Below are 18,967 nucleotides of genomic sequence, written 5' to 3'. Positions count from 1 at the left end.
CCGGGCCTAGCGCACCGAGGGGCGCTCCGGCGGCTTACGCCGCTACGACCCCTTCGGCACGCTCTCCCTAATAACGGGCTTTGTCAGCAGTCTGAGCGCTGTTTTTACAGCGCTTTTTTTGTGCCTGTAGTTTCAGGGCATAAAGCGATAGCCGACGCCGGTCTCCGTCAGTAAATGCTTGGGGCGCGCTGGGTCGGCCTCCAGCTTTTGCCGCAGATGGCCCATATAGATACGCAGATAGTGATTGTGCTCGACGTAATTTGGCCCCCAGACGTGGCTCAGCAACTGGCGTTGGGTGATCACCTTGCCGGAATTGGCCAGCAGTTCGGCCAGTAAGCGGAATTCGATGGGGGTCAGATGCAGATCTTCATCATTGCGCAACACGCGGCGGTTGATCAGATCAACGGTAATTTCAGAAAAGGTCACCAACGGGCTTTCCTGCTGACTACTTGAGTGGCGGCGCAGTGCCACCCGCACGCGAGCCAGCAGTTCGCCAATCCCAAAAGGCTTGCTGAGATAATCATCGGCCCCGGCATCCAGCGCGGCAATCTTGTCTTCTTCTGCATGGCGGGCTGAAAGCACGATCACCGGAATAGCACTCCATTGCCGCAGATCGCGGATATAGTTCAGCCCGTCGCCGTCCGGCAACCCCAAATCGAGGATAATCAGATCCGGCTTGCGCGTACCGGCTTCGATCAGCCCACGCTGCAAGGTTTCGCTTTCAAATACCCGTAAACCTTCGTTTTCCAGCGCGGTACGCACGAAACGACGGATCTCTTTCTCATCTTCAACAATCAGAATGTTGGTTGGCGTGGTGGTCACAGTGCCTCATCATCTATAAGTCAAAGCCTTCACCTTCCAGCTCGGGCGGGGTTTCCAGCGGCAGCATAAAGTGGAAACTGGCACCGCCATTTTCGCCGTTTTCTGCCCAGATGCGGCCGCCGTGTACTTCAATAATGGCACGGCAAATCGCCAACCCCAAACCGACGCCCGGAATAGCGGATTCTTTATTACCACGGGAGAACTTATCAAAAATAAGCTGCTTCTGCTCAGCGGGGATACCGGGGCCGTTGTCCCACACTTCCACTTCCAGCCATTCAGGCAGTATACGGGCGCGGATGCCGATAACCGCCTCGGCACCGGCGTATTTATTGGCGTTTTCCAACAGGTTGGTGAATACCCGTTCCAGCAGGCTGCCATCGCAGTTGATCAGCACCATCTCGGGGGGCAGTTCAACCTTGATCTCGTGCAGGGTCAGCAGCGGTTCCAGCATATGCAGCGATGCCCCGACGATCTCCTCCAACGACTGCCACTCTTTACGCAGGTTAAAACCACCGGACTGAATGCGCGCCATATCCAGCAGGTTATTCACCAGCCGGGTAGTGCTTAACACCTGTTGGCGGATCTGGCTGGCCTGCGGTGCGTGGCTAGAGCCTTCGGCAGCCAGATCCAGCGTCAGGATTTCCGCCTGGCCAAACAGCACGGTGAGCGGCGTGCGCAGATCGTGCGAGAGGGCGGCCAGCAGGGAGTTACGCAGTTGCTCGCGTTCGGTATCCAGCTTGGCCGCTTCGGCGCTGCGTGCCAGATGCAGGCGTTCCAATGCGCTGGCGATCAGCACGGCAAAGGTTTGCAGCAGGCGCTGTTGCTCTGGCACCATCAGTTGGCGCAGGTTGGTGGGCTCGATTGCCAGCAGACCGAAGGTTTGCTTTGAGGTCTTGAGCGGTAACAACTGGTAAGGCACGCCGGGCAGCGTATCGGTCCCTGCACCCGCAGGCAGGCCTTTGTCGTAACTCCAACGGGCAATGGCTTCGTCCACCGACAGCATGCCGCCTTCTTCCCCCACCATTTGCTTCAATGAACCGTCTTCCTGCGGCAATAACAGCAGGGTTTTTGCCTGAAAACTGCTGGAAAGGAAGTGGCGGCTGGTTTTGGCGATATCCTCACTGTTCAGCGCCTGGCTAAGTCCGCGGGACATTTCATACAGATGCCGAGCCCGCTGTTCCCGGTAACGAGCTACCCTCGCCTGGTAGCGTACACCGGCGGTCAGGTTACCGATGGTGATGCCGACGGTCAGCATCACGGCGAACGTCAGCAGATATTGCACATCGCTGACGGCAAATGACCACTCCGGTTGCACAAAAAACAGATCGAAACTGGCGACGTTGATGACTGCCGCAAACACCGACGGCCAGCGGCCAAAGAACAGGGCAACGATGGCGACACCCAATAAATAGACCATCACCAGGTTGGCTGAATCAAAGCCCGGCAATAGCCATTGCGAGAGCAGCGTAATGATGGCGCAAAGCGCCACGGCAAGCGCGCAGCCGCGCAGCTGGAAACGCCATTTCTCGCTAAAGGTACGGTTGTCGTGCTCCTTACTTTGCGGTAAGGGGGCATCGTTTTCCAATGCGACGATCACCAGATCGAGATCCGGGCCGAGATGGCCTAGACGATCGGCAAAGCTGCCGCGCATTTTCCAACGCTGTTCGCCCCGACGGCCGATAATGATTTTGCCCAGGTTATGTTCACGGGCGTAGCGCAGCACGGCGCGTTCTTCTGAAGGATCGGAAAGGGTAGCGGTTTCTGCCCCGAGTTCCTGCGCCAACCGTAACGCACGCAAAATCGCCCGGCGTTGGTTCTCCGGTAAGCGATGTAATTTTGGGGTTTCCACATAAACCGCATGCCAGTGGCAACCGAGGCGGGCAGCCAGGCGAGCGGCGATGCGCACCAGCTTTTCGCTGCCGCTGTTGTGGCCGACGCACAGCAGGATGCTGTCGCGGGTATGCCAGACTTTTTCCCGCCCTTGGCTGTCGCGAAAAGCCCGCATCTGATCATCGACGCGATCGGCAGTGCGGCGCAATGCCAGTTCGCGCAGGGCGATCAGGTTACCTTTACGGAAGAAGTGCTCAATGGCCCGTTCGGCCTGGCCGGGAATATAGACTTTGCCCTCATTCAACCGCTGGCGCAGATCGTCTGGCGGCAAGTCCACCAGCACCACTTCGGTAGCCTCATCAAAGACGTGATCGGGCACCGTTTCTCTGACCCGCACGCCGGTCACGCCACCCACAATGTCATTGAGGCTTTCGAGATGCTGCACGTTAACGGTGGTCAGCACGTCAATCCCGGCATCCAGCAGTTCTTCCACATCCTGCCAGCGTTTCGGGTGGCGCGAACCGTAAGCATTGCTGTGCGCCAGTTCATCCATCAGGATCAGGGCCGGGTGGCGCGCCAAAGCGGCATCGAGATCGAACTCATGCACTAAGCGCCCCCGGTGCTGGATGCGCTTTTGGGGCAGAACCGATAACCCTTCCAGCAACGCGGCGGTTTCGCTGCGGCCGTGGGTTTCCACCACTCCAATCAGCACATCAAGCCCCTGGGCACGCTGGCGCTGCGCCTCTTGCAGCATCGCATAGGTTTTGCCTACCCCGGCACAGGCACCGAAAAAGACTTTCAGCTTGCCGCGCGGCTTTTCATTGGCTAACGCCAGCAGGCTGTCGGGATCGGGGCGTTGCTGTTCTTCATCCACCATCAGGAGTTCCTTTTATACCTAGGCAAACTTTTATTTCAGTGCATCCAGCGCCAGATTCAGCTTCAGCACGTTGACCACCGATTCCCCGATAAAGTTGGGGGTGGCACGCTCGGTGTTTTGCTCAATCAGCTTGGCGATCTGTTCCGTCGGTAACTGACGGGCATTGGCTACCCGAGCCAACTGATACTGCGCTGCTGCCACCGAAATCTGCGGATCCAGCCCGCTGCCGGAAGCGGTCAGCAGATCGGTCGGAATTGGCCCGCTCATCGCTGGGTTGGCCTGGCGCAGCTGTTTCACCCGTTCGGCGATGGCTTTATCCAGCGCCGGGTTGGTGGTGGCCAAATTGCTGCCACCGGATGCCATGGCATTATAAGCCGAATCGGCGGTGGCAGAAGGGCGGCCCCAGAAATACTCTGGTTTGGCGAAGTTCTGGCCGATCAACGCCGAACCGACCGCTTTATCCCCTTGATACAGCAGCGAACCGTTGGCGGTATTGCTGAACACCAGCTGTGACAGCCCGGTGGTCAGCAGCGGATAGGCGATGCCGGTGATCAGCGTCAGCAGAATCAGCATTACCAGTGAAGGGCGTAAGTAAGACATCATCATTTCCTCATTATCTTAACCGGCCATATGCAGCGCGGTTAGCAGCAGATCGATCAGCTTGATACCGACAAACGGCACCAACAGCCCACCCAAACCGTACAGCCACAGATTACGCCGCAGCAGTGCCGCTGCGCTCATCGCTTTATAACTCACCCCGCGCAGCGCCAGTGGGATAAGGAATACAATCACCAGCGCGTTGAAGATCACCGCCGACATAATGGCGGATGACGGTGAATGCAGGTTCATGATGTTCAACGCATTCAGTTGCGGATAGGTAGCGGCAAATGCCGCCGGAATAATGGCAAAGTATTTCGCCACATCGTTGGCAATGCTGAAGGTGGTCAACGAACCGCGCGTCATCAGCATCTGTTTGCCGATATGCACCACTTCGATCAGCTTGGTGGGGTTGGAGTCCAAATCCACCATGTTGCCTGCTTCTTTGGCTGCCTGGGTGCCGGAGTTCATGGCAACCGCCACGTCGGCCTGTGCCAGCGCTGGGGCATCGTTGGTGCCGTCACCGGTCATCGCAACCAGGCGGCCTTCGGCCTGATATTGGCGGATCAGCGCCAGTTTGGCTTCGGGGGTAGCTTCTGACAGAAAATCGTCCACCCCGGCTTCGGCAGCGATGGCAGCGGCGGTCAGGCGGTTATCCCCGGTAATCATCACCGTTTTGATGCCCATTTTGCGCAGTTCGGCAAAGCGCTCTTTAATCCCACCTTTCACGATATCTTTCAATGCCACCACGCCCAGCACGCGCGGCCCTTCGGCCACCACCAGCGGTGTACCGCCGGTGCGTGCCACGCTTTCCACCAGATCGTCGACGGCACGCGGGAAGTGGCCGTGATTCGATTCCACGTGGCGGCGAATGGCATCGACGGCCCCTTTACGGATCATCCGATCCTGCACGTTAACGCCGCTCATGCGGGTTTGCGCAGAGAAGGGCACAAAGGTGGCGTTCAAGGCCTGCAAATCACGTTCACGCAGGTTGAAGCGCTGCTTCGCCAGCACCACAATGCTGCGGCCTTCTGGGGTTTCATCCGCCAGTGAGGAAAGCTGCGCGGCATCGGCTAGCTCCTGCTCTTTAACGCCCGGCGCAGGCAGAAACTCAGAGGCTTGGCGGTTACCCAGCGTGATGGTGCCGGTTTTATCCAGCAGCAATACATCAACGTCACCGGCGGCTTCCACCGCCCGGCCGCTGGTGGCAATCACGTTGGCCCCCAGCATGCGGCTCATCCCGGCCACGCCGATGGCGGACAGCAACCCACCGATGGTGGTGGGGATCAGGCAAACCAGCAACGCCACCAATACCGTGATGGAGACCACGGTGCCGCTGCCTGCCGCTTCCACGCTGTATTGCGAGTAAGGGAACAGGGTGGCGGTTGCCAGTACGAAGACGATGGTCAAGGCGATCAGCAGAATGGTCAGCGCCACCTCATTGGGCGTTTTACGGCGTTTAGCCCCTTCCACCATGGCGATCATGCGATCGAGGAAAGTTTCACCTGGGTTCACGCTGCACTGCACCACCAACCAGTCAGACAGCACGCGTGTCCCGCCGGTGACCGAAGAGAAGTCGCCGCCGGATTCGCGGATCACCGGCGCGGACTCACCGGTAATAGCGCTTTCATCCACCGAGGCTCCACCTTCCAGCACTTCACCGTCGCACGGGATGGTGTCACCGGCTTCCACCAGTACGATATCCCCTTTGCGCAGGCTTTCGGCAGACACCTTCTCGCTGGCCGCATCGCGTTTCGCGTTGGCAAGCTTCTTCGCCCAACTGGTTTTTTTGGTGCCTTTCAGGCTTTCGGCCTGGGCTTTACTGCGCCCTTCGGCCAAGGCTTCGGCAAAGTTGGCAAACAGCACGGTAAACCACAGCCACAGCGAGATACTGCCGGTGAAAGCGGCGTTACCGTCGGTTTTGCCTGCCAGAATAGTTAACCAGATGGCGCTGGTCAGGATGCTGCCGATATACACCACGAACATCACCGGGTTGCGCCACTGCACACGCGGATCCAGCTTTTTCGCCGCATCAATCAGCGCGGTACGGAGTAATGCTGGCTCAAACAGCGCACGTTGTTTACGAGTCATCGTTTTGTTCTCTCTATGACTGTGAGTTTGCCAACCAAAGCTGTAAATGCTCGGCTACCGGGCCCAGCGCCAGCGCTGGAACAAAGGTCAATGCACCGACCAGCAGGATGGTGCCGATCAGCAGGCCGATAAACAGCGGCCCGTAAGTCGGCAACGTACCGTTACCCGCTGGTTGGCGTTTTTTGACGCACAGAGAGCCTGCAATCGCTAATACCGGCAGGATCACCCCGAAGCGGCCGACGAACATGGCCAAGGCCAGCAGCAGGTTATAGAACGGCGTATTGACGCTTAAACCGGCGAAGGCGCTGCCGTTGTTGTTGGCGGCGGAAGACAGGGCATACAGCACTTCACTGAAACCATGCGCGCCGGGGTTGAGAATGCCTGCGCGACCTGCGTCGGTGGCAATCGCCAGCGCGGTTCCCAACAACACCAGCGTCGGGGTAACCAGGATCGCCAGCGCGGTCATTTTCATGTCATAAACATCAATTTTCTTACCGAGATATTCCGGGGTGCGGCCAATCATCAGCCCGGCAATAAACACCGTCAGCAGCACGAACAGCAGCATGCCGTACAGGCCGGAACCAACGCCGCCGAACACCACTTCACCAATCTGCATCAACCACATTGGCACCAGGCCGCCCAGCGGGGTAAAGGAGTCGTGCATGGCGTTGACGGCACCGCAGGAGGCCGCCGTGGTGACCACCGAGAACATGCTGGAGGCGAGAATGCCGAAGCGGGATTCTTTGCCTTCCATATTGATATTGCTGGCGCTGCCCAGTGCGCTCAGATGCGGGTTACCTGCCAGCTCGGCGTACATCACCACGATCACCGCAATCACGAAGATCAGCGCCATCGCCCAGATCAGCGCATGGCCCTGGCGGTTTTCACCGGCGACCTGACCAAAAGCGAAGCACAGTGCGCAAGGGATCAGGAAGATCGCCAACATCTGCACAAAGTTGGTCAGCACCGTCGGGTTCTCGAACGGGTGCGCGGAGTTAGCCCCGAAAAAACCACCGCCGTTGGTGCCGAGCATTTTGATCGCTTCCTGCGAGGCCACCGGCCCCATCGGCAGCGTTTGTTGCGCACCTTCTAATGTGTTCAGATGCAGGTAAGGCAGCAAGTTTTGTAGTGAGCCCTGGCTGACAAAAAACAGCGCGATGAGCAGCGCCAGCGGCAACAGCACATACAGAGTAATACGCAGGATGTCGATCCAGGCATTACCGATGGTGGCACTGGAGCGGCGGGCAAACGCGCGGATCAGAGCAAAGGCCACAGCAATACCGGTGGCGGCAGACAGGAAGTTCTGCACCGTCAGCCCAACCATCTGGCTGAGATAGCTGAGGGTGTTTTCACCGCTGTAAGCCTGCCAGTTGGTGTTGGTGACAAAACTGACGGCGGTATTGAAGGCCAGATCCCAAGGCAATCCGGCGAATCCTTGCGGGTTAAGCGGCAATGAACCTTGGGCCATCAGCAGTACAAACAGCAGTACTAGCCCGAGGATATTGAACCACATGATCGCTAAGGCATACTGCCACCAGTTCATTTCTGCGGTGTCACTACCGCAACAGCGCCAGACGGCGCTTTCAAAATGACGCAGCACCGGTAGCGGTTCGCCTTCGATCAGCCGGGCGATAAAGCCACCCAGTGGACGGGCCAGCAACAGAAGCACCAGCATAAAGCTGGCAATCAGTAAGAAGGCTGAAGCTGCCATCAGAAGTCCTCCGCATTAAACAGGGCATAAATCAAATAACCCAACAGCAGCAGAACCAACAGCGCACCACCAATAACGCTGAAATTCACGGGACACCTCCAGAGGTGTTGTTTTGGATACGCTGAGTGTAGGGAGCGGGGTGGAAAGAAAATGAAAAAATAGCGCTGAGAGGTGTAAAGAAAGTATAAAAATGGCTGAAATTAAAGCAGAAAAGTTCATTTTGTAGCCGTGAAAGTCGACGTAATCGGTGTTGTTACTGTCATTTAGGGGAGAAAAAACATGTCATCGGCGAGCAACCATCATGCAACCTGAATTAAGTTTGTTATTAACTTTGATGTAACAAAATTACGTGATTGCGCTTTTTTTGCGATTTTTTAACCAGTTTGGTGGTCGGATGAGTAGTAAAATTACAACAACTGCGGTAAAATTTTGCTCAGTTTTCAAATCATCTTAATTTTAATTTTTACGCCCGTACGGTTTCCTGATAGTTCCGCCGCAGGTGTTTTCAAGGAGGTTCGCATGTCTAACTATCACGCCTATCCGTTGCATCGGATCTTCCTGCGCCGTAGCGCAGTGCTTCTGGCGCTGCTGCTGACTTTACCGGTGATGCTGTTCTTTTCAGATCGCGCCCGTTTTTACAGCTATTTGCACCGTGTCTGGTCAAAAACCAGTGATAAACCGGTCTGGTTGCAGCAGGCAGAGTCCGCGTCTGGCGATTTTTATTGATTGCTGCGAGCGTACCCGCACTGAAACCCTCGTCAATTTTGGCGGGGGTTTTTTGTTTGTGCATTACTAGGTCGTACTAACGCGCGAATTCCTCTACACTTTTTGCATCATCTAACATTTTAGGGCGTGAAATATGAGTGACAAAATTCCGGTAGGGATTAGCGCTTGCCTGTTGGGCGGGACAGTACGTTTTGATGGTGGTCACAAGCGGTTCGCGTTTGCCGTTGAGCAATTAGCCCCTTATGTGCGCTTCGAACCCATCTGCCCGGAAATGGCGATTGGTTTGCCCGCGCCGCGGCCAGCGCTGCGGCTGATGAAAAAGCAGCAAGAGACGGTGCTGTGCAACAGTAATGACAGCACGGTAGATGTCACCGATAAGATGCAGCAATTCTCCGAGCAGCGTGTTGCCGGCCTACAGGATTTATGCGGTTATATCGTCTGCGCCAAATCGCCCAGTTGCGGTATGGAGCGGGTTAAGGTGTACGGTGAGAATGGCGAAGGGGCGCGCAAAAGCGGCGTTGGGCTGTTCACCGCCGAACTGATGCGCCAGATGCCGTGGCTACCGGTAGAGGAAGATGGCCGCCTGAACGATCCGGTGCTGCGTGAGAACTTTGTTGAGCGGGTGTTTGCGCTCTATGAGCTGAACATGCTGTGGCGTAAAGGCCTGACGCGCGGCGGGCTGATCGCTTTCCACAGTCGTTATAAACTTTCACTGCTGGCACATTCACAACCCGAATACCGCGAACTGGGGCGTTTTGTGGCAGGCATTGAAAAGTGGGCATCGCTGGAAGAGTTTACCGTGGAGTACCGCAGCCGCTTGATGGCGTTGTTGCGGCACAAAGCGACTCGCCGTAACCACACCAACGTGCTGATGCATGTGCAGGGCTACTTCCGCCGCCAGCTCAGTTCCGCTCAGCGTCAGGAACTGGCGCAATTAATCGATCGTTATCGCCAGGGGATGCAACCTTTGCTGGCCCCTATCACCCTGTTGAAACATTACATGGCTGAATATCCTGATAGCTATCTGGCGCAGCAGCGCTATTTCGAACCCTACCCGGAAGCGCTGCGTTTGCGTTATGGCCATTAATCAGCAAGGAATGCTATGACTACCCATCTGGTCTGGTTGCGTAACGATCTGCGTGTTACCGACAACAAAGCGCTACAGGCTGCCTGTCGCGATCCTGATGCCAAGGTACTGGCGGTGTTTGTTGCTACGCCTGGGCAGTGGCAACAGCATGAGATGGCACCGCGCCAGGCGGCCTTTATCTACGCTAACCTGTTACAGGTTCAGCAGGCGTTGGCGGAGCGCGGTATTGAGCTGATTTGCCATCAATGCCACGATTTTGCTGATTCAGCGCGCTGGCTGGTGGATTTCTGCCAGCAGCGGCAGATCACCGCGCTGTTTTACAACCGCCAGTATGAAATCAATGAGCGCCAGCGTGATGCGCTGCTTGAACAACAGCTGGCGGGCAAGGTGATTTGCCACAGCTTTGACGATAGCCTGCTGTTACCTCCGGGCAGCGTGCAAACCGGCAGTGGCGAAATGTACAAGGTTTACACGCCGTTTCGCCGGGCGTTTATCCAACGCCTGACCGAATCCGATGTCAGTTCATTGCCTGCCCCGCGTTCACGCGGCGAAGCGGTGAAAGTTACCGTGCCGGAGGCCTTCGATTATCCCTTAGCGGATGTAGGGAGTGCTTACCCGGCCGGTGAAGAGGCGGCATTGCAACGCTTGCGGACTTTCTGCCGCGAACAGGTGCAGGATTATGCAAAGCTGCGCGATCTGCCGGCGATAGCCGGCACCAGCAGTTTATCGCCATATCTGGCCATCGGCGTGCTGTCGCCACGGCAGTGTTTTAACCGACTGCGCGCTGAATGCCCGGAGGTGTTGGAAAACCCGGAAAGCGGCGCTTTCTGCTGGCTGAACGAACTGATCTGGCGCGAATTTTATCGTCACCTGATGGTAGCGCATCCTGCGTTATGCAAGCACCGTCCCTTTATTGAGTGGACCGATAGGGTAACCTGGAAAGCCGATGACAAGGCGCTATTGGCTTGGCAACAGGGCCTGACCGGTTACCCGATTGTTGATGCCGCTATGCGCCAGCTCAATCAAACCGGTTGGATGCACAACCGCTTACGGATGATCAGCGCCAGTTTTCTGGTAAAGGATCTGTTGATCGACTGGCGTGCCGGTGAGCGTTATTTCATGTCTCAACTGCTGGATGGCGATCTGGCGGCCAATAACGGTGGCTGGCAGTGGGCTGCTTCTACCGGTACCGATGCCGCACCTTATTTCCGTATTTTTAATCCAACCACACAGGGCGAACGTTTTGATCCGCAAGGCACTTTTATCCGTAAATGGTTGCCTGAACTCACGGATGTACCGGACAATGATATTCACCAACCCCATCGCTGGGCAGAAAAACAGCGACGCGTGCTGGATTACCCGCTGCCGATTGTCGATCACAAGCAGGCCCGGCTGGATACGCTGGCGGCCTTCGAAGCCGCCAAGCGAGGGGGATCTTAAAGCAACACCAAGGAGCTTCCTGATGATGAAAAAAATGCTGGCTTTGTGCCTGAGCGGGTATTCCGCACTGGCGATGGCCGGCTTTGACGTAGTGGCGCTGGGCGTCGACGGCGGCGTCAGCGATGGCAATCTGACCTCTTACCTGATCCGCAGCGACAAGCAAACGCAATATCTGGCACTGGATGCCGGTTCATTGCTGCCGGGCATTGCCAAGGGGCTGCAAAAGGGCAGCTTCCCGCAGGTGACGCCTGAATTGGCGGCCCCTTATACTCCGCAGGGCTATGTGTTCCGCCAACTGATCGACAGTTACTTTATCAGCCACGCACACTTGGATCATGTCGCCGGGTTGATCATCGGCTCACCGCAAGACAACAAGAAAACCCTTTATGCGCAGGCGGATACCGTTCTGACGCTGCGCAACCACTATTTCAACTGGAAGGCCTGGCCCAACTTTACCGATGCGGGTAATGGCGCGCGGCTGGGGACCTACCGTTTGCAAACGGTACGCCCGCAACAGCGAGTTACCCTGGGGCTGACCGGCTTGAGCGGCGTGATGTATCCGCTCAGCCACGATCGCTACCCTTCTTCAATGTTGCTGATTAGCGATCGCGAAGGCTCATTTGCCTATTTTGGTGATACGGGTCCAGATGTCTTGGAACAGTCACGCAACCTCGATGCCATCTGGCGTGTGTTAGGGCCACTGATTGAGCAGAAGAAGCTGAAAGGTATGATTATCGAAACCTCTTACCCTAACGGCGTGGAAGATAAATCGCTCTATGGTCATCTGACCCCAGCCTGGTTGCTGAAAGAGCTGAAAAACTTGCAGCAATATATTGGTGAGGAAGGTTCGCTGAAAGATCTGCCCATCGTGATCAGCCATATCAAACCCAGCCTGAAGCAGGGGGAGGATGTGCGTGCTACCATCAGGCAGCAGCTAGAGCAGGGTAATAAGCTGGGGGTGAAGTTTATGGTGATGGAGCAGGGCGACCGGCAACAATTTTGAATATACCCGTCGTCTTTCAAGTTGCAGGGGTGTTGGCTGCGTTACTCGGCCCATGCTGGGCCTCGTCCCTTCGGGACCGCTGCAAGCAGCGTTCAAATCTGCTTTCGCAGATTTGTCACTCACCCCAGTCACTTGACTTCTGTAAGCTCCTGGGGATGATGAGCCTCATGGCTGAGGCTCCCCCATACGAGCCAGCGCAAGCGCTGTTCAAATCGGTCTCTGACCGATTTGTCACTCAGTTGTCGCCTACCTGCATCTTGAAATCCATAGGGTAAAAAAAGTGAGATGAGTATGCATAACCTCGATCTGGAAAATCTGATTAACACCGAGCTGAACTGCGCCGCTTTTCAGGACTATGGGCCAAATGGCCTACAGGTGGAAGGGCGCGCGCAGGTGCAGCGTATTGTCACCGGCGTGACGGCGTGTCAGGCGCTGCTTGATGCCGCCGTGGAACATCAGGCCGATGCCATTGTGGTGCATCACGGTTATTTCTGGAAAAACGAAGCGCCGTCGGTGCGCGGCATGAAACGTAATCGGCTGAAAACGCTGTTGAGCAATGATATCAATCTGTACGGCTATCACCTGCCGCTGGACGCGCACCCGCTGCTGGGCAATAACGCCCAACTGGCCAAGATGCTCGGGATCCGCGTGCTGGGTGAGGTTGAATCTTTGCTACCGCACGGTGAGTTTGAACAACCGCTAAGTGGCAGTGAGCTGCAACAGCGTATCGAAAATTGCTTGGGCCGCACAGTGTTGCACTGTGGCGATAATGCGCCGGAACAGATCCGCAAAGTGGCCTGGTGCACCGGCGGTGGTCAGAGCTTTATCGACAGCGCCGCACGGTTTGGTGTCGATGCCTTTATCAGCGGCGAGGTTTCTGAACAAACCATCCATACGGCGCGGGAAATGGGCTTGCACTTCTTTGCCGCAGGCCACCATGCCACCGAACGCGGTGGGATCAAGGCGCTCGGAGAGTGGTTGGCGCAGCAGCATGGCTTTGATGTGACCTTTATCGATATCCCGAATCCTGCCTGATTTCCCCTTACGGGTTCGCTTGGCCGAACCCGTAACCCATTCTAAACCCTTACTTTAGCAAAGGTTGTTCTATTGACAGCCGGGCCGCCGTCACGCATAACTGATGCGTTTTGCAATAAATAAGGAGAACAAGGTGCAGCGAGCACAATATTACCTGTTAGGGGAAAGAGCAGTCGTGCTTGAATTGGCACCACCGGTTACGTTGCAGAGTCAGCAACGTATTTGGGCATTGGCGGAAAAGCTTAACCACCATACTGACGTGCGCGAAGTGGTTCCAGGCATGAATAACCTGACGCTGCTGCTGTATACGCCGCAGGCGGATGCCGAAGCCATGTTGGAGCTGTTGCGGCAGGGGTGGGAGGATAATGAAAGCCTGGTACCGGAATCCCGCGATGTGGATATACCGGTGATCTACGGCGGGGAGGATGGCCCCGATCTGCACGAGGTAGCACAGTACACCGGCATGACGCCGCAGCAGGTGGTGGAATGCCATTCCTCGGTGGCCTACGTGGTGTATTTCCTCGGTTTTCAGCCGGGTTTCACCTATCTGGGTGGCATGCCGGAACGGCTGGCGATGCCGCGTCGGGCGGAGCCGCGCCTGTCGGTTGCTGCCGGTTCGGTGGGCATCGGCGGCGGCCAGACGGGGATTTATCCGCTCGTCACGCCCGGTGGCTGGCAACTGATTGGCCGTACGCCGCTTGCCCTGTTTAATCCCAATGAAATGCCGCCGACGCTGTTACGCCCTGGCGACAACGTGCGCTTTGTGCCGCAGAAGGAGGGAGTATGCTGAAAATTCTGCGTGCCGGTATTTACACCACGGTTCAGGATTTGGGCCGTAACGGTTTTCGCCGCTTGGGGATTAGCCAGGGCGGGGCACTGGATGTGCCTGCGCTGAAAATCGCTAATCTGCTGGTGGGCAACTCAGTAGAGGCCGCCGGGTTGGAGGTCACGCTTGGGCAGTTCAGCGCTGAATTTACCCAAAATGGTTGGATCGCCCTGACCGGTGCCGGTTGCGATGCCCAGTTGGATGGCAACTCGCTGTGGACGGGGTGGCGTTACCCGGTCAAAAAAGGCCAAAAGCTGACGCTGAAAACGCCTAAACGCGGCATGCGTAGTTATCTGGCGGTGTCGGGCGGAATTGCGGTGCCAGAGATGCTGGGGTCGCGCAGTACCGATTTAAAAGCCGGTTTCGGCGGGTTTGGTGGGCGACAACTGAAAGATGGCGACGTTTTACCCTTGGGTAATAGCCACAAATTACCGGTTAATAGCCTAGGCGTGAAACAGTTGCTGTTCAACAACCGCATCCGGGCGTTACCAGGGCCGGAATATCACGAGTTCAGCCAAGAAGCGCAGGATGCCTTTTGGCGCACGGCCTGGCAGCTCAGCCCGCAAAGTAACCGGATGGGATATCGTCTGCATGGCAGCACTGCGCTGGCAAGAACCACTGAGCGTGAAATGCTCTCCCATGGGTTGTTGCCGGGCGTGGTGCAGGTGCCACATAACGGCCAGCCGATCGTGCTGATGGCCGATGCACAGACCACCGGTGGCTATCCGCGTATTGCCTGCGTGATTGAAGCCGATCTCTACCATTTGGCGCAGATTAGATTGGGTGAGGCTATTCACTTTATCCCCTGCACATTGGCCGACGCGCAGCGTGCCAAAGCCGAGCAGGATCACTTTATTCAACAGATTGCCTGGGGGTTAAATGATCGTTGATTTGAACGCCGATCTCGGCGAAGGCTGTGCCAATGATGAGGCGTTGCTGCAACTGGTCAGCTCCGCCAATATCGCCTGTGGCTTCCATGCCGGTGATGCGCAAACCATGCGTCAGTCGGTGCGCTGGGCGCTGCAATACGGGGTGGCTATTGGTGCACACCCAAGTTTCCCCGATCGGGAAAACTTTGGCCGTACCCGCATGCAGTTACCTGCGGAAACGGTTCACGCGCAGGTGGTTTATCAGCTTGGTGCGCTGGCGGCGATCGCCCGTGCTGAAGGCGGCAAAATGGTGCATGTGAAACCCCACGGCATGTTGTATAACCAGGCTGCCGTGGAGCCCGAGTTGGCGGAAGCTATTGCCCGTGCCGTGCTGGCGGTGGATCCTGCATTACGTTTGGTTGGCTTGGCTGGCAGTGAGTTGATTCGTGCCGGAGAGAAACTGGGGTTGGCGACGCGGCAGGAAGTGTTTGCCGATCGCGGTTATCAGACCGATGGCACTTTGGTGCCGCGCGGTCAGCCTGGTGCGTTGATCGCCAGTGATGAGCTGGCGCTGGAGCAAACGCTGGAGATGGTGCGTCATCATCGGGTACGCACCGTGGCAGGAACCTGGGCCGCCGTTCAGGCCGAAACGGTTTGTCTGCATGGCGATGGTGAACATGCGTTGGCCTATGCCCGCAAGCTGCGTGAGAGCTTTGCCGCACAGCAGATCCGCGTCAGTGCGGATTAACCTGGCTGTATTGTTATAAAAATAAGAAACACAACCTATAAGGGATGAAAACTATGGAACAAGCAGTAAACCTCTGGCCACTGATCGGCATTGCCGCCATCGTGGTTGGATTCGTTCTACGCTTTAACCCGGTGCTGGTGGTGATCGCCGCCGGGATTATCACCGGGCTGGCGGCACTGATGCCGCTAGACGTGATTCTGGAAAAACTGGGGGAGGGTTTTATCAATACCCGTAACCTGCCGTTGATCCTGCTGTTACCGTTGGCGGTTATCGGCCTGTTGGAACGTCACGGTCTGAAGGAACGTGCGCAGGCGTGGATCGCCAAAATCAAAAGTGCCACCGCCGGGCGTTTGCTGATCGTCTATCTGTTCGTGCGTGAAGCCACCGCAGCGATGGGGCTGACCAGTCTGGGCGGCCATCCACAGATGGTGCGCCCGCTGTTGGCACCGATGGCCGAAGGCGCAACGGAAAACCGCTACGGTGATCTGCCTGAGCATGTGCGCCATCGGCTGCGTGCGATGTCTGCGGCAACCGATAACGTCGGTTTGTTCTTTGGTGAAGATATCTTCGTGGCTTTTGGCGCGATCATCTTTATGCATAACTTTATGCTGGAATCCGGCGGTATTCAGACCGAGCCGCTGCATATTGCGCTATGGGGGATCCCAACGGCGATCTTTGCCTTCCTGATCCACGCGTTCCGTTTGTATCGCATGGATAAGCAACTGACCGCAGAGCTGAGCAAGCTCAATCAAGCCGCGCTGCAAGCGAAAGGAGCTGGCAAATGAATTTCCAGCAACAATATCTCTACTGGCTGGCCGGTGCCGTATTACTGATCGTCGCGGTGATGTCGTTCCGCGATCGCGCTAACCCACGTCGTGTGACTACGGGTCTATTCTGGATGTTGTACGGTTTGATCTTCCTGGTGGGAGACTGGACCTACGGGCTGTTCGGCAGCGGTGCCGAAGCCAAACGCCAATTGCACATTATCGTGGGTGTGCTGGTGGTGGTGATGGCATTGATCGCCGGTTTTGGCGGTGTTCGCCTGGGTAGTTATCATCAGCGTAGTCCACAGGAGCGCGAAGCCAGCGCTCAGCGGCTGGGGAACCGCCTGTTTATTCCTGCTCTGGCCATTCCGGTGGTGACGGTGATCGGCGTGCTGCTGTTCAACAACATTCCGGCATTGCAAAATGCGGTGTTCGGTAGCGGTAATCATGCCACGCTGATCACGTTATTCTCGATGACGGTCGGCTGCGTGCTGGGCCTGCTCATTGCCGTGAAGATGACCCATGAAAAAGCCCTGCAGCCGGTGCAGGAAGCGCGCCGTCTGCTGGATTCCATCGGTTGGGCGTTTATTCTGCCGCAGATCCTGGCTACGTTGGGCTTATTGTTCACCACGGCTGGTGTTGGCACCGCGATTTCTCATCTGACGCAGGAATACCTGGCGGTAGACAACCGTTTCATCGCCGTGGCGGTATACGCTATTGGTATGGCGGTGCTGACCATGGTGATGGGCAACGCGTTTGCTGCGTTCCCGATTGTCACTGCCGGTATCGGTATCCCCATTCTGGTGCTGCAACACGGTGGTAATCCGGCGGTGATGGCGGCCATCGGCATGTTCTCCGGCTATTGCGGCACCTTGATGACGCCAATGGCGGCTAACTTCAACATTGTGCCAGCAGCATTACTGGAGCTGCCAGACAAGAACGCGGTGATCAAGGCGCAGATCCCAACCGGGGTCACTTTGCTGATAGTGAACGTCTTCTTGCTGTATTTCCTGATGTTCCTGTAGGAGGGCCTTATGCAAAAAGTATTAATCACGGGGTTTGAGCCGTTTGGCGGCGAGCAGGTGAATCCTTCCTGGGAAGTGGTGAAGCAGCTCGACGAGCGGGAAGTTGCTGGTACGCGTATCGTTGCGCGCCAACTGCCTTGCGTGTTTGGTGAAGCGTTAACGGTGCTGAACGCGGCCATTGATGAATTGCAACCAGTCTTGGTGCTGGCGGTGGGGCAGGCAGGTGGGCGCGTCGATATTACCCTGGAACGGGTGGCGATTAACGTTGATGATGCGCGTATTCCCGATAACCAAGGGCAACAGCCGATCGATCAGGCGATTGTTGAACAAGGGCCGGCGGCTTATTTCAGCACTTTGCCCATCAAGGCGATGGTGCATGCGCTGCGTGAAGCCGGGATCCCTGCTTCAGTTTCGCAGACTGCCGGAACCTACGTGTGCAATCATGTGATGTATGGTCTGCTGCATCGCTTAAGTGGGCAACAGGCAGTGAAGGGCGGTTTTATCCATATCCCGTATTTGCCGGAACAGGCCGCGTTCCACCCTGGTGCACCGAGTATGGCGGGCCAGACCGTGTTGCTTGCATTGGAATTGGCTATTTTGCTTGCGTTGCAGGTTGAGCATGATTTGAAAGTGGTGGGTGGATCAACGCATTAAGGCGTGTTCCATGGGTTAAAATCTGAGGGCTCTGTACGCAGGGCCCTTTTCAGTTAAGGAGTGTGGTATGCCAGAAGGACCGGAGATTCGCCGGGCGGCAGATAAACTGGCGGCGGTGATGATTGGCCAACCGCTGACTGAAGTCTGGTTTGCCTTTCCCCAACTGAAACACTATCAAGCTGATTTGCTTGGAGAATGTATTACCGCTATCGAACCGCGGGGAAAAGCCTTGTTAACCGATTTCTCCAACGGGTTGACGATGTACAGCCATAACCAGCTTTACGGCGTGTGGAAAGTGGTGAAAGCCGGAGAGACACCGGAAACCAAGCGCGATCTGCGCGTTCGGCTGGAAACGGCCGACTGGGCGATTTTGTTGTATAGCGCTTCTGATATCACTCTCGCACTGCGTGGCGAAATTGAGCAACATCCGTTTTTAAAACGCATCGGCCCTGACGTGCTGGACATAGCATTAACGGTGGAGCAGGTTGAACAGCGGCTGTTGTCTGCTAAATTCTGCAAGCGGCAATTGGGTGGCATGCTGCTTGATCAAACCTTTTTGGCGGGGTTGGGAAATTATCTGCGAGCTGAAATTTTGTGGCAGGCGCAATTGGCACCCAAACATAAGCCGCAGGGCTTAGCACCTGAAGAGTTACACCGATTGGCACAGGCGTTGCTGGAAATTCCCCGCTTGTCTTATCAAACTCGAGGTCAGGTGGACGATAATCGCCACCATGGCACTTTGTTCCGCTTTAATGTGTTTCATCGCAGTGGCGAACCTTGCCCACGATGTGGGGCGATGATCGAGAAAACGGTTCTGTCATCACGGCCGTTTTATTGGTGCCCGGAGTGCCAGCAATAGCTG

General features: G+C 56.4%; 18 protein-coding genes. 12 read left to right on the top strand and 6 right to left on the bottom strand.

Annotation, left to right across the window (positions count from 1 at the left end; genetic code table 11):
• Nucleotides 1-132 precede the first annotated feature (132 nt).
• Genes kdpE through AC2A1E_RS11565 form a run of 6 tightly spaced genes read right to left on the bottom strand, consistent with a single transcriptional unit; the run spans nt 133 to nt 8,017 of the window.
• Nucleotides 133-822, bottom strand: a complete 690-nt coding sequence (kdpE, locus tag AC2A1E_RS11590) for a two-component system response regulator KdpE (protein WP_484383867.1) — start codon at nt 820-822, stop codon at nt 133-135.
• Between the two features lie 13 nt (nt 823-835).
• On the bottom strand, nt 836-3,529 hold the full coding sequence (kdpD, locus tag AC2A1E_RS11585; RefSeq protein ID WP_484383866.1) for a two-component system sensor histidine kinase KdpD: 2,694 nt from the start codon (nt 3,527-3,529) through the stop codon (nt 836-838).
• Between the two features lie 30 nt (nt 3,530-3,559).
• Nucleotides 3,560-4,129: a potassium-transporting ATPase subunit KdpC gene (gene kdpC, locus AC2A1E_RS11580; RefSeq protein ID WP_484383865.1), complete on the bottom strand. Its 570-nt coding sequence runs from the start codon at nt 4,127-4,129 to the stop codon at nt 3,560-3,562.
• An 18-nt stretch (nt 4,130-4,147) separates the two neighbouring features.
• Nucleotides 4,148-6,217: a potassium-transporting ATPase subunit KdpB gene (kdpB, locus tag AC2A1E_RS11575; RefSeq protein WP_484383864.1), complete on the bottom strand. Its 2,070-nt coding sequence runs from the start codon at nt 6,215-6,217 to the stop codon at nt 4,148-4,150.
• Nucleotides 6,218-6,230: 13 nt separating this feature from the next.
• Complete coding sequence (kdpA, locus tag AC2A1E_RS11570; RefSeq protein ID WP_484383863.1) at nt 6,231-7,928, bottom strand: potassium-transporting ATPase subunit KdpA; 1,698 nt, start codon at nt 7,926-7,928, stop codon at nt 6,231-6,233.
• Nucleotides 7,928-8,017, bottom strand: coding sequence for a K(+)-transporting ATPase subunit F (locus AC2A1E_RS11565; protein WP_459399431.1), 90 nt, complete (start codon nt 8,015-8,017; stop codon nt 7,928-7,930). Before AC2A1E_RS11565 ends, kdpA begins: the two co-directional genes overlap by 1 nt.
• 430 nt (nt 8,018-8,447) lie before the next feature.
• Here AC2A1E_RS11565 and AC2A1E_RS11560 point away from each other — a divergent pair, with 430 nt between their 5' ends.
• From AC2A1E_RS11560 to nei, 12 genes are all read left to right on the top strand, one after another.
• Nucleotides 8,448-8,654: a DUF2517 family protein gene (locus tag AC2A1E_RS11560; protein WP_484383862.1), complete on the top strand. Its 207-nt coding sequence runs from the start codon at nt 8,448-8,450 to the stop codon at nt 8,652-8,654.
• Nucleotides 8,655-8,787: 133 nt separating this feature from the next.
• Complete coding sequence (locus tag AC2A1E_RS11555; protein WP_484383861.1) at nt 8,788-9,741, top strand: YbgA family protein; 954 nt, start codon at nt 8,788-8,790, stop codon at nt 9,739-9,741.
• Between the two features lie 15 nt (nt 9,742-9,756).
• Complete coding sequence (phrB, locus tag AC2A1E_RS11550) at nt 9,757-11,181, top strand: deoxyribodipyrimidine photo-lyase (protein WP_484383860.1); 1,425 nt, start codon at nt 9,757-9,759, stop codon at nt 11,179-11,181.
• Nucleotides 11,182-11,203: 22 nt separating this feature from the next.
• A complete protein-coding gene (locus tag AC2A1E_RS11545) occupies nt 11,204-12,184 on the top strand; it encodes an MBL fold metallo-hydrolase (protein ID WP_484383859.1) in 981 nt (326 codons plus the stop codon).
• Between the two features lie 291 nt (nt 12,185-12,475).
• The gene (locus AC2A1E_RS11540) at nt 12,476-13,219 is read left to right on the top strand and encodes a type 2 GTP cyclohydrolase I (protein ID WP_484383949.1); all 744 of its coding nucleotides are present in this window, start codon (nt 12,476-12,478) and stop codon (nt 13,217-13,219) included.
• Between the two features lie 133 nt (nt 13,220-13,352).
• Entirely contained in the window at nt 13,353-14,009 is a 657-nt protein-coding gene (gene pxpB / locus AC2A1E_RS11535) for a 5-oxoprolinase subunit PxpB (protein ID WP_473190467.1), read from the top strand.
• On the top strand, nt 14,003-14,935 hold the full coding sequence (gene pxpC, locus AC2A1E_RS11530) for a 5-oxoprolinase subunit PxpC (RefSeq protein WP_484383858.1): 933 nt from the start codon (nt 14,003-14,005) through the stop codon (nt 14,933-14,935). Before pxpB ends, pxpC begins: the two co-directional genes overlap by 7 nt.
• Complete coding sequence (gene pxpA, locus AC2A1E_RS11525) at nt 14,925-15,662, top strand: 5-oxoprolinase subunit PxpA (protein WP_484383857.1); 738 nt, start codon at nt 14,925-14,927, stop codon at nt 15,660-15,662. Before pxpC ends, pxpA begins: the two co-directional genes overlap by 11 nt.
• Before the next feature lie 53 nt (nt 15,663-15,715).
• Nucleotides 15,716-16,447, top strand: a complete 732-nt coding sequence (locus AC2A1E_RS11520) for a DUF969 domain-containing protein (RefSeq protein ID WP_459399423.1) — start codon at nt 15,716-15,718, stop codon at nt 16,445-16,447.
• The gene (locus AC2A1E_RS11515; RefSeq protein WP_484383856.1) at nt 16,444-17,451 is read left to right on the top strand and encodes a DUF979 domain-containing protein; all 1,008 of its coding nucleotides are present in this window, start codon (nt 16,444-16,446) and stop codon (nt 17,449-17,451) included. The genes AC2A1E_RS11520 and AC2A1E_RS11515 overlap by 4 nt, the downstream gene beginning before the upstream one ends.
• 9 nt (nt 17,452-17,460) lie before the next feature.
• Nucleotides 17,461-18,105, top strand: coding sequence for a pyroglutamyl-peptidase I (pcp, locus tag AC2A1E_RS11510; protein WP_484383855.1), 645 nt, complete (start codon nt 17,461-17,463; stop codon nt 18,103-18,105).
• Nucleotides 18,106-18,172: 67 nt separating this feature from the next.
• The gene (gene nei / locus AC2A1E_RS11505; protein WP_484383854.1) at nt 18,173-18,964 is read left to right on the top strand and encodes an endonuclease VIII; all 792 of its coding nucleotides are present in this window, start codon (nt 18,173-18,175) and stop codon (nt 18,962-18,964) included.
• Nucleotides 18,965-18,967 lie beyond the last annotated feature (3 nt).

The organism is Serratia sp. HNCC26DJ206 (genome assembly GCF_057180605.1).
The sequence above is the reverse complement of the archived record's forward strand: the minus strand, read 5'-3'. Positions and strand labels throughout refer to the sequence as shown.

What these genes read in the sequence shown, in the direction of transcription:
- kdpD (WP_484383866.1), bottom strand. Translation starts at nt 3,529, where the DNA reads ATGGTGGATGAAGAACAGCAACGCCCCGATCCCGACAGCCTGCTGGCG.
- kdpC (WP_484383865.1), bottom strand. Translation starts at nt 4,129, where the DNA reads ATGTCTTACTTACGCCCTTCACTGGTAATGCTGATTCTGCTGACGCTG.
- kdpB (WP_484383864.1), bottom strand. Translation starts at nt 6,217, where the DNA reads ATGACTCGTAAACAACGTGCGCTGTTTGAGCCAGCATTACTCCGTACC.
- kdpA (WP_484383863.1), bottom strand. Translation starts at nt 7,928, where the DNA reads ATGGCAGCTTCAGCCTTCTTACTGATTGCCAGCTTTATGCTGGTGCTT.
- AC2A1E_RS11560 (WP_484383862.1), top strand. Translation starts at nt 8,448, where the DNA reads ATGTCTAACTATCACGCCTATCCGTTGCATCGGATCTTCCTGCGCCGT.
- AC2A1E_RS11555 (WP_484383861.1), top strand. Translation starts at nt 8,788, where the DNA reads ATGAGTGACAAAATTCCGGTAGGGATTAGCGCTTGCCTGTTGGGCGGG.
- phrB (WP_484383860.1), top strand. Translation starts at nt 9,757, where the DNA reads ATGACTACCCATCTGGTCTGGTTGCGTAACGATCTGCGTGTTACCGAC.
- AC2A1E_RS11545 (WP_484383859.1), top strand. Translation starts at nt 11,204, where the DNA reads ATGATGAAAAAAATGCTGGCTTTGTGCCTGAGCGGGTATTCCGCACTG.
- AC2A1E_RS11540 (WP_484383949.1), top strand. Translation starts at nt 12,476, where the DNA reads ATGCATAACCTCGATCTGGAAAATCTGATTAACACCGAGCTGAACTGC.
- pxpC (WP_484383858.1), top strand. Translation starts at nt 14,003, where the DNA reads ATGCTGAAAATTCTGCGTGCCGGTATTTACACCACGGTTCAGGATTTG.
- pxpA (WP_484383857.1), top strand. Translation starts at nt 14,925, where the DNA reads ATGATCGTTGATTTGAACGCCGATCTCGGCGAAGGCTGTGCCAATGAT.
- AC2A1E_RS11520 (WP_459399423.1), top strand. Translation starts at nt 15,716, where the DNA reads ATGGAACAAGCAGTAAACCTCTGGCCACTGATCGGCATTGCCGCCATC.
- AC2A1E_RS11515 (WP_484383856.1), top strand. Translation starts at nt 16,444, where the DNA reads ATGAATTTCCAGCAACAATATCTCTACTGGCTGGCCGGTGCCGTATTA.
- pcp (WP_484383855.1), top strand. Translation starts at nt 17,461, where the DNA reads ATGCAAAAAGTATTAATCACGGGGTTTGAGCCGTTTGGCGGCGAGCAG.
- nei (WP_484383854.1), top strand. Translation starts at nt 18,173, where the DNA reads ATGCCAGAAGGACCGGAGATTCGCCGGGCGGCAGATAAACTGGCGGCG.